The sequence below is a fragment of the Mycobacterium asiaticum genome (genome assembly GCF_001668675.1).
GTDB lineage: Bacteria > Actinomycetota > Actinomycetes > Mycobacteriales > Mycobacteriaceae > Mycobacterium > Mycobacterium asiaticum_D.
Map to the genome: position 1 here is coordinate 1 of NZ_LZKQ01000250.1, position 9,863 is coordinate 9,863.

General features: G+C 62.6%; 6 protein-coding genes and 3 pseudogenes. 5 read left to right on the forward strand and 4 right to left on the reverse strand.

Annotated elements, in window-relative coordinates; genetic code table 11:
* Both A9X01_RS30100 and A9X01_RS21335 read right to left on the reverse strand, forming a co-directional pair.
* Positions 1-606, reverse strand: a pseudogene (locus tag A9X01_RS30100) (transposase); the annotation flags it as partial.
* Between the two features lie 340 nt (positions 607-946).
* Positions 947-1,528, reverse strand: coding sequence for a TetR/AcrR family transcriptional regulator (locus tag A9X01_RS21335; RefSeq protein ID WP_065122652.1), 582 nt, complete (start codon positions 1,526-1,528; stop codon positions 947-949).
* A 65-nt stretch (positions 1,529-1,593) separates the two neighbouring features.
* Between A9X01_RS21335 and A9X01_RS21340 the strand changes: the two genes are divergently transcribed.
* Positions 1,594-2,787: a cytochrome P450 gene (locus A9X01_RS21340; RefSeq protein ID WP_065122657.1), complete on the forward strand. Its 1,194-nt coding sequence runs from the start codon at positions 1,594-1,596 to the stop codon at positions 2,785-2,787.
* 45 nt (positions 2,788-2,832) lie between these two features.
* Here the strand turns inward: A9X01_RS21340 and A9X01_RS21345 are convergent, their stop codons facing one another.
* On the reverse strand, positions 2,833-3,471 hold the full coding sequence (locus A9X01_RS21345) for a TetR/AcrR family transcriptional regulator (protein WP_065122653.1): 639 nt from the start codon (positions 3,469-3,471) through the stop codon (positions 2,833-2,835).
* Between the two features lie 790 nt (positions 3,472-4,261).
* Between A9X01_RS21345 and A9X01_RS21350 the strand changes: the two genes are divergently transcribed.
* From A9X01_RS21350 to A9X01_RS21360, 3 genes are read left to right on the forward strand one after another with little or no spacing between them, the layout of a single operon-like run.
* Positions 4,262-7,345: an MMPL/RND family transporter gene (locus tag A9X01_RS21350; RefSeq protein ID WP_081282528.1), complete on the forward strand. Its 3,084-nt coding sequence runs from the start codon at positions 4,262-4,264 to the stop codon at positions 7,343-7,345.
* Positions 7,345-7,821, forward strand: coding sequence for a PaaI family thioesterase (locus A9X01_RS21355; RefSeq protein WP_418303051.1), 477 nt, complete (start codon positions 7,345-7,347; stop codon positions 7,819-7,821). Before A9X01_RS21350 ends, A9X01_RS21355 begins: the two co-directional genes overlap by 1 nt.
* A 55-nt stretch (positions 7,822-7,876) precedes the next feature.
* Entirely contained in the window at positions 7,877-8,770 is an 894-nt protein-coding gene (locus A9X01_RS21360) for an alpha/beta fold hydrolase (RefSeq protein ID WP_065122654.1), read from the forward strand.
* Between the two features lie 116 nt (positions 8,771-8,886).
* On the opposite strand, the pseudogene A9X01_RS31540 reads toward A9X01_RS21360, so the two are convergent.
* Positions 8,887-9,174: pseudogene (locus A9X01_RS31540) on the reverse strand (DUF6188 family protein); the annotation flags it as partial.
* 83 nt (positions 9,175-9,257) lie between these two features.
* On the opposite strand from A9X01_RS31540, the pseudogene A9X01_RS30910 reads away from it, so the two are divergent.
* Positions 9,258-9,863: pseudogene (locus tag A9X01_RS30910) on the forward strand (transposase); the annotation flags it as partial.

Genomic DNA, 9,863 nt, shown 5'->3' on the forward strand with positions numbered 1-9,863 from the left:
TGGAGCTGCCGTGGCGTTTGCGGCGACGGCGCTGCGGCACGCGAAGCCCTTCTTCGCGCCAAAGGCGTTGCACCTTCTTGTGATTGACTGCCCAGCCTTCAGCGCGGGCGTCGTGATACGCGGGCCGAAACCCACGTCGTGGGCGGTCCTTGGCGTACTGGCGAAGCCAGGCTCGCAGGGCGGCGTCGGGATCCTCGGGGGTCGCAGAGACGGCTGCGTGCCGCTGGGTTGCGCGGTGCTGCCCGGTCACGCGGCAGGCAAACCGTTCGCTGACCCCCAGCACGCGCTGGAGGTGACGAACGGCCGCCCGCCGACGTTCCGGGCCTAGAAGTTTCCCTTCGCGATCTCCCGCAGCGCGTCCTTCTCCAACTCCGCGTCTGCCAGCAGGCGTTTGAGGGTGGTGTTCTCGCGTTCGAGGTCCTTGAGCCGTTTGGCGTCCTCGGCCTTCAACCCGCCGAACTGGTTACGCCACCGGTGGTAGGTGGCCTCGGAGACACCCAGTTCGCGGCACACCGCTGCCGTGTCCTTACCCTCGGCCAGGAGCCGATCGGCCGCCATCAGCTTGCGCACAATCTGCTCCGGGCTGTGCCGCTTCCTCGTCGCCATGATTTTGTTGAGCCTTCCTGCCCACGTCGTGGGCTGCAAGACTCTCATAAGCCATGGATCAACCAAACGGGGTCAGGCCAGGTGATTCTCGATCATTAAAGACGAATAAGCGTCAAGTCGCCCGCTGGAGCGGCACGGCAGAACCGCAGGTCCAACGACGTGTGGATGACGACGAACGCCAGGCGAGAATTCTGCAACCGGCGGTCAGCGTCGCTCCATACACCACGCCGTCGCAGTCAAGACACGTCCGGGTTGGGTGCCCACCGTGACATGTGCGGCACGGCCCGAGCCCGACGGGCGTGGCGCCAGGTCGGGAGAGATGGCCGTCATTGCCGGGCAGCTAACGTGGCCGTAAGCCGATAAACACAACGTCGTGAATTGTCCTCGCGATTAAACCTTCGTCGAGAGCATCGTCGGTGACTAAGTAGGTCAGCGCACTGATGGTGACAGCACCGAATAGCGCGGTGGCAGCTGCCCTCGCATTGTCGAGCTGCACGAGTGAGCCGTCATCAGCACCCTCGCGAAGCAAAGTCTCGACGGGTTCAAAGTAGGCAGTGCCGATCATGTCGGCGATCACAGGCATACGGGCAGCACGGCCGAGTTCTCCGATAAGGGCGCGGCAGACCGCGGGACGCTGAGCCATCACCCGCAATTGCGCACGGATCACGGCATGCAGACGGTTGGCTCCGCTGCCTTCTGCGTCCACGATGGCAGTGACCTCGTCTGCAACGTGTCGCAGGGTGTCTTCGAGTAGGAATGCCAGGATTTCTTCTTTGCCGGCGAAGTAGTAGTACAGCGTGGCCTTTGCGATACCGGTGGCTGTGGCTACATCTTCGATCTTGGTGTCATTAAGACCGCGCTCGGCAAAGAGTTCGGCCGCAACCGGTAACCGGCCGGCAATCTGAGCGGGAATTTTGCGCATAACATCCTCCCCCAGGTTTAAACTCTCAGTCTAAACCAGTGTTCTGCAATCTGGCAGGAGACGAAATGTCGACGGTACAACTTCGCTACGACCCCTTCGACGCAGAAATTCAGGACGACCCGTATCCCGTCTATCGCCAGCTACGCAACGAGGCACCGGTCTACCGTGCATCCGATACCAACACGTGGGTGCTGAGTCGCCACGCAGATGTCACCCACGCGCTACTGGACCATCACAACTACTCGTCGGTCGACGGAGTATTTCCGACTCCGCCGGGCTCCAATTTTCGCGAATCACTGCTGCCGATGATGATTTTGATGGATCCACCGCGACACGATCAGCTGCGCGCGTTGGTGAGTAAGGCCTTCACGCCACGGCGCATCGCAGGGCTCGCGAGCGGGATCGAGGGGCTCGCAGATCGCTTGACGGCAGTCCTGGTCCAGGAAGCAGGTTCGGCGGATTTCGTTGCCGACTTCGCGGCTGTCCTACCAGCGATGGTGATCGCCGATTTGCTCGGCGTACCGCGCGAGGACCGCACACAGTTTCGGCAATGGTCGAATGCGCTGGTTCAGTCCAATCCCTCCCGCGGCGAGACTGGCGAGGCTCTGGCGGCCGCAGCCGCGATCTATGGCTACTTCACCGACTTCCTCGCCGAGCGCCGCCGCCAACCGCGCGACGATTTGATGTCAGCGTTGGTGTGTGCCGAGATCGACGGAAAACGCCTCAGCGACGACGAACTGCTTGGCTTTTGTCTGCTGCTGCTCATAGCTGGCCACGAGACCACCTCGAATCTGCTCGCGAATGCCGCGGTGGTGCTAGCCGACTATCCCGACGTCCGCCACCGCCTAGCAGAGGATGAGAGTTTGCTCGGTGCCGCAGTCGAGGAGCTGCTCAGGTACGACTCACCAGCTCAAGGGCTTTCACGAACGCTGACCCGAGATGTCACGTTGCATGGTGTAGCGATGTCTGCCGGTGATTCGGTGCTTCTGTTGTTCGGCTCGGCCAATCGCGACGAACGTGTGTTTGCGGATCCCGACGTGTTCGACATCGAGCGAAAACCCGACCATCAAGTTGCATTCGGGCGAGGCATTCACTTCTGTCTTGGTGCCTCGTTGGCGCGGATGGAGGCGCGTATAGCGCTTCGCGCCCTGCTGGCGCGTGTGCCCAATTGGCAAATCGACTTGGCGCGCGCACAGCGACTGCGCTCAGGACCCATTCGGGGCTATCTGTCGTTGCCGATCTCGTGGTATAGGCACTGACCGCGCTCGGCATCGGGCCGATCGTGATTCGCCGACGCTGGCCTTTCACGGGGGCCCGTCGGACTGGCGACGGTGCGCGGCGAGGAAGTCATCAACAATGCGCTCACAGTCATCACGATCGATGACACGCAGCCCGGTCAACCGAGCGAACGCGACCGGCCCCACGAGTTGACACAGGATCAGCTCCAGGTCGAATTCATCGAATTCAGCGCGAGCCTCAGGACTTTTTAGGAGGGCATCGAACGGTTGCCGATAGTGATCGATGATCCGCGCTCGCAGCGCACCGCGATCGTAGTTTTCCGCCGTGCCGTCCGGCGTCGGGCCCAGCGCGACCCACGCCAAGGTCGTGACTTGCAGCGGTGCTTCCTGGAACAGCGTGGCCTGCCGACCCAACAGCTCAACGAGTTGATCCCGCAACGATCCTGCCGCCGGCGGAGGGGTGACCTGCGGCAAGAGCCGCTCAAACGTGGCCGCAAGTAGTTGAGTCGAGCTGCTGAAGTGGCGATAAAGGGTCGTGCGCGCGACCCGGGAGGCTTTGGTGACCGCGTCGATGGTGACTGCTTCAATGCCGCCGGTGTTGAGAAGTTTGGTGGCCGCATCCAGTAGCCGGGCCCGTGAGCGCAGCCGGCGCGGATCGACGTCGTCATCGTCGTCGACCGGGGATTCAAGGGCGTCGCGCTCCACCTAGTCACCGTAAACCCCACGCGTGCCCGGCCCGCAGCGAATCGCCTGTGCCGGCCGATCTAGTCGGCTGCTGCCAAGGAAGGATACTAGTAGTATCGTAGCGATACTATCAGTACACTTATCCATATGGCCTCGCCGCGGAAGGAGGAATCATGATCAGTCAGCGGATCGAACGGTCGTCCTTGGTTCAGGAGCTCCGCGATGCGGCCGCTACATGCCAGTTCGTGGGGCTGTCGATTGAACTTTCCCAGCTTGTGCCAGGGGAAATCGCGCAGACGGGCAGTGGTGGTCTGCGATGAATGTGCCGCTTGCGTTAACCAAGACTCGATTGTGGACGCGCGGGGTTCGCGGTGTGAGGCTGGCTGGTCGCAGCATTTCCCGGTGTATGCACCGAAGGCCGCCGCAAGACCAAGGCGGCGTTCGTCCACGTCATTACCCGCCTCGCTCCTGTTCATATCTGGACGACGACCTGATGAACCGGGAAATGTATAACCACGTGCGCGACGAGCCGATCAGATTAGCCTCTCGGCTGGCGTTTCGGCTACGCCGTTCATGAAACTGTCAGGGTTTCGGCGATCGTGCATCGGCATTGTCAAACCACCTGTGCACTAAGGGATCACGTGTTGCTGTGCCCATCATGCTGGACCGCCGACTGTGCGCTGGTGTCGGTCCGAAGTGCGCAGCAGCGATCGAGCTGCACATAGCGGTGGCAGTTTGACCGGCCGCGTAGAAGGGTACTGGTAGTACTGTTGCGGATACCGTTGGTTTCTTTCGAGGTAGCGGGGCGGGGATGGCAGACAACGGCTGGGCCTCTTCGGGCTTGGCGACCTTAAGCCGGCCGGTTCGGGAACGCCTTCAAAAAGTTGCGGCCGGTGAGGGCGCATACAGCGATCGGCTAGCCCGCCTGGCGGGTTTCAGCATCCGGCATAAAGTGCTGGTGATCGGTGTGTGGGTGGTGACCGCCGCCGCCCTGGCGCTGCTCTTCCCGCAGCTGGAAACCGTTGTCAGACAACAGTCGGTAAATCTCATACCGCGTGATGCGCCGTCGCTTCAAACAGTAGAGCGCATGGGCGCGGCATTCGGCGAGCAGGGATCCAAGACGACCATATTTGTCGCGATGGAGGATCCGGCCGGCCTGACTGCGCCGGTGCGCCAGCGCTACAACACGATGCTGTCGCGGTTGCGTGCCGACTCCAAGCACGTGCGCCTGGTTCAAGATCTGTTGGCCGACCCGGTCACTGCCACCCAGGCAGTCAGCCAGGATGGCAAGGCCTGGTATCTGCCGGTCGGCGTGGTCGGAACACTCGGTGATCTCAACGCTGCCGAATCCGTCAAAGCGGTACGCGCGATCGCCGCTCAGTCCTTCGCCGCCTCGTCCACTACCGTCCGCGTAACCGGCCCCCCGACGACTTTCAGCGATCAAATCGATTCAGCTGAAAAGGACTTGATTGTCATCTCGGTCGCGACGGCAGGTCTGATCGCAGGGATCTTGCTGGTCATATATCGGTCAATCTTTACCGCCTTGCTGCCACTGCTGGTCATCGGTGTGAGCCTGGCTGTGGGGCGCGGAGTGCTGTCAGCGCTCGGCGAATCAGGCATGCCGGTGTCGCAGTTCACCATCGCGTTCATGATGGCGATCCTGCTGGGTGCCGGCACCGATTATTCGGTGTTTTTGATCAGCCGCTATCACGAGCAGCGACGACAAGAGGTCTCGGCCGATCTCGCGGTAATCAATGCAACGGCCACGATCGGGCGCGTGATTCTGGCCTCGGCCGCCACCGTGGCGTTGGCTTTTTTGACCATGGTGTTCGCGAAATTAAGCGTATTCGCCGCGCTGGGCCCCGCCTGCGCAATCGCTGTTTTTGTCGGTTTCGCAGCAACGGTGACATTGTTCCCCCCTGTGCTGGCGCTGGCCGCCAGACGGGGCATCGGTGAACCAAAAGCCGACCGCACCCGTCGCTACTGGAACTGGATCGCAGTGGCCGTGGTCCGCCGACCCGTACCACTTTTGGCCGCCAGTCTGGTCGTTGTGCTGGGCCTCGCAGCTGTCGCGCTGACTATGCACGTCAGCTATGACGATCGCCACGGACAGCCGGCGACCACCGCGAGCAACGAGGGTTATCACCTGCTGGACAGGCACTTTCGCAAGGACATCGTCATCAGCGAATTCATGGTCGTTGAATCACCTGCCGATATGCGTACCGGCAAGGGCCTAGCCGATCTGGATGAAATGGCGTCCCGAGTGTCGCAACTGCCGGGCGTCACCAAGGTCTCCGGTGTCACCCGCCCTACGGGCGCACGCCTGGACCAAGCTCAACTGTCCTGGCAAAACGGTCAGATCGGTAACAAGATGGCCGGCGCGGTCGCCGATGGAGACGCCCATAAGGCCGATCTGGCCAAACTCACCGGCGGCGCCGACCAACTCGCTGGCGGTCTGGCACAACTCGACACCACCCTGCGCACGGCGCTGACGCCCCTGACCGGGGTCCTTACGCAAACGCAGTCCGCAGGATCCGAAGCCCAGCGTTTCCGGCCGCTGCTACAGCAGCTTTCGGCTACCGCGCCTGCCGTCGACCAAGCCATGCGATCCGGGCCCGGACTGCGTCAAGAGGCCGAGCAAGCCCAAAACGCCATTGCCACGATCGACCCCCTCGTGGGCGCGCTCAACGCCTCCCCGTGGTGTGCCACCACACCCGAATGCGTCCCGATCCGCGACCAAGTGCAGATTCTGGCGACGTTGCGCAATAACGGCTTCTTCACCCAACTCGCCAACCTTGGCGACCTGTACCAACCGGGCAGCGACACGGCCGCAGGCACCTTGGCCGACATGCAGAACACCGTCACCTCGCTGGACAAGGCGTTCGGAGCACTCGGCGACCCCGCCGACCTGGCCGGCAACATCCGTCGCCTCCAAGGCGGCATCAGCCAACTGGCCTCCGGCGCACAAGCCTTGGCTACCGGCGTACATACACTTGCCGACAGCAACATCCAAATGCTGTCCGGCATGAGTCAGGTTGCCACCCAACTACAGAATTCCGCGCGGGCCAGCGCCGGCTCAGACAGCGCCAGCGGCTTCTACCTTCCCCCCAATGCCTTCGAAAACCGCCAATTCGCAGACGTTGCCAAGCATTTCCTATCCGGCGACGGCAAAACCGCGCGCTTCTCCATCGAGTCCAGCTATGACCCCTACAGCAGCCAGGCGATGAACCTCGCCCACAAAATCACCGATGTCGCCAATGCCGCACGGCCCAACACCTCCCTGGCCAACGCCACGGTGTCGATGGCAGGCTTTCCCGCCGTCAACTCCGACATCCAGCACCTACTGTCGGCCGACTTCCATCAGCTGGCCGTCGCCACCCTCGTCATCGTTGGCCTCATCTTGGTCTTACTGCTGCGCGCCCTGGTCGCCCCGCTCTACCTGTTAGGCACCGTCGTGCTCAATTACGGCGCCGCGCTGGGCATCGGAACCCTCGTCTTTCAATACGGCCTCGGCAAGGAAATCGCTTGGCCCGTACCACTTCTCGCCTTTATCATTCTCGTAGCGGTAGGCGCCGACTACAACATGCTGCTCATTTCTCGGCTGCGCGAAGAATCCGCCCGCAACATCCGCGTCGGCGTCCTGCGTACCGTCGCGAACACCGGCTCGGTCATCACCTCGGCCGGAATCATCTTCGCCGCCAGCATGTTCGGGCTCATGGTCGGCTCCGTCGACATCATGATCCAAACCGGACTGATTATCGGCTGCGGACTACTACTGGACACCTTCGTCGTACGCACCCTCACGGTTCCCGCGATCGCCACATTGCTGCGTGAGGCCAGCTGGTGGCCTCAACGGCAACTCTTGACTCAGCACGGCCGACCACGCTGCCGGTGATGCTGTCACCCGATGGAGTGCGTAGCGTGACGGGCGTGGAATTCGCCCGGTTCGACGAACGGATCGCCGAACAGATGCTCAGTGCGACGACGACTGCGGGTGGACTGTCGACATACCTGAACTTCCGCCACACCCAGCTGATAGCAGGCCGCTTGGTTGCCGAAATGGATGCCCGGGAGGACCTGCTCACACCCTTTGGAAATCTCCACGGCGGGTGCCTGTCCGCCATGGTCGATCACTGCCTCGGGGTGCTGTTTTATCCAGTGATCCCCGCCGGTTGTTGGGTCGCCACAACAGAATTCAAATTGAACCTGCTGCGCCCGGTCTCCAGCGGAGTGTGCGTGGCGGTGGCCGACATCATTTCGTTGGGCAAGCGGAGCGGCGTAGCGCGTATCGATATCACGAACAACGGCAAGCCGGTCTGCGCCGCCCAGGGCACCGTCACAGTCGTGAACCCAAAGGAAAACGGGTCGTGACAACGGCCATGCGCGCCTATGTGTACGCGCACTTCGCGCAAAAGAATCGGACCACATGACAATTACTCAGGAGTGCATCCGCACGGACGACGGCATCACCCTCGTAGCAGATTGCTACCGGCACGCCGCAACTCGCCCCGTAGTGGTGCTCCTACATGGCGGCGGTCAGAACCGCCACGCCTGGGCCACCACGGCACGCCGACTCCATTCCCACGGCTACACCGTCGTCGCCTACGACACACGAGGCCACGGCGACAGCGACTGGGACCCAAACGGACAGTATGACGTCGAACGATTCGTGTCCGATCTGATCTCGGTACGAGAACACTTCAGCGCCGAGAAGCCCCCCGCCGTCGTTGGCGCATCGCTGGGCGGCATGATCATCCTCGCTACGCACTTGGTGGCGCCAGCTGACCTATGGGCAGCCGTTGTACTGGTCGACATCACCCCGAGGATGGAATTCCATGGGGCCCGCCGCGTCGTGTCATTCATGGCCGCTCACCCCGACGGATTCGGCACGCTCAATGACGCCGCCGACGTGATCGCCGAATACAACCAACACCGAGGACGGCCCGAAAATCTCGACGGCCTGCACAAGGTCCTGCGCCAACGTGACGACGGCCGATGGATCTGGCGATGGGATCCGGCCTTCATCAGCTCCAACTTCGATTTCCTCGAAGGTGATCTCGCGACGAGCACCGAGGAGTTCGACGCCATCGGCGGATTTCTCGTCGAAGGAGCACGTCGAATCACGGCACCGACGCTGTTGGTGCGTGGCGCGCTTTCAGACGTGGTCTCCCAGGACACGGTCGACGAATTCGTCGAACTGGTACCGCACGCCGAAACAACTGACGTGACCGGTACCGGTCACATGGTTGCCGGCGACGACAACAACGCCTTCACCGCCGCGGTCACCGATTTCCTCGACCGCACGATCGGGATGACATAAGCACCTACCGACTGCGGGCCTGCCGACCGATGTCGTCGACTCCGGCAAACTCTGTCGCCGTGCCGACCAAGCGCAGCAGGCTACCGCTGCGCCTGGCTGCGCACGTCCCTAACGGTTTACGTCGCATCTGAGTCATCATCTTCATCAGGAAGATCGTGCCGAACCGCTCGGACTCGACCCCGCGGCAGACACGCCATGTAACCGTGGCGTTTGCCATAGAGCTCCCACGCGGTCTCCGCTGCGTCCGGATCAACATCGATACGGTGTCCGCGGGAGAACCCGAGATGCAACGACCCGTCGTCGTCGCACCAGGCGCGCGTGCACACCGCTCCGGCCAGGTCCAATAATGACCGCTCATCGGGCGAAAGGTTGGCGGGGTCGATCAACACCTCTTCCTCGGGCCAGACTGGCCTGACCCCGTTTGGTTGATCCATGGCTTATGAGAGTCTTGCAGCCCACGACGTGGGCAGGAAGGCTCAACAAAATCATGGCGACGAGGAAGCGGCACAGCCCGGAGCAGATTGTGCGCAAGCTGATGGCGGCCGATCGGCTCCTGGCCGAGGGTAAGGACACGGCAGCGGTGTGCCGCGAACTGGGTGTCTCCGAGGCCACCTACCACCGGTGGCGTAACCAGTTCGGCGGGTTGAAGGCCGAGGACGCCAAACGGCTCAAGGACCTCGAACGCGAGAACACCACCCTCAAACGCCTGCTGGCAGACGCGGAGTTGGAGAAGGACGCGCTGCGGGAGATCGCGAAGGGAAACTTCTAGGCCCGGAACGTCGGCGGGCGGCCGTTCGTCACCTCCAGCGCGTGCTGGGGGTCAGCGAACGGTTTGCCTGCCGCGTGACCGGGCAGCACCGCGCAACCCAGCGGCACGCAGCCGTCTCTGCGACCCCCGAGGATCCCGACGCCGCCCTGCGAGCCTGGCTTCGCCAGTACGCCAAGGACCGCCCACGACGTGGGTTTCGGCCCGCGTATCACGACGCCCGCGCTGAAGGCTGGGCAGTCAATCACAAGAAGGTGCAACGCCTTTGGCGCGAAGAAGGGCTTCGCGTGCCGCAGCGCCGTCGCCGCAAACGCCACGGCAGCAGCA

Coding starts and splice junctions, on each gene's coding strand:
- A9X01_RS21335 (WP_065122652.1), bottom strand. CDS start 1,528: ATGCGCAAAATTCCCGCTCAGATTGCCGGCCGGTTACCGGTTGCGGCC.
- A9X01_RS21340 (WP_065122657.1), top strand. CDS start 1,594: ATGTCGACGGTACAACTTCGCTACGACCCCTTCGACGCAGAAATTCAG.
- A9X01_RS21350 (WP_081282528.1), top strand. CDS start 4,262: ATGGCAGACAACGGCTGGGCCTCTTCGGGCTTGGCGACCTTAAGCCGG.
- A9X01_RS21355 (WP_418303051.1), top strand. CDS start 7,345: ATGCTGTCACCCGATGGAGTGCGTAGCGTGACGGGCGTGGAATTCGCC.
- A9X01_RS21360 (WP_065122654.1), top strand. CDS start 7,877: ATGACAATTACTCAGGAGTGCATCCGCACGGACGACGGCATCACCCTC.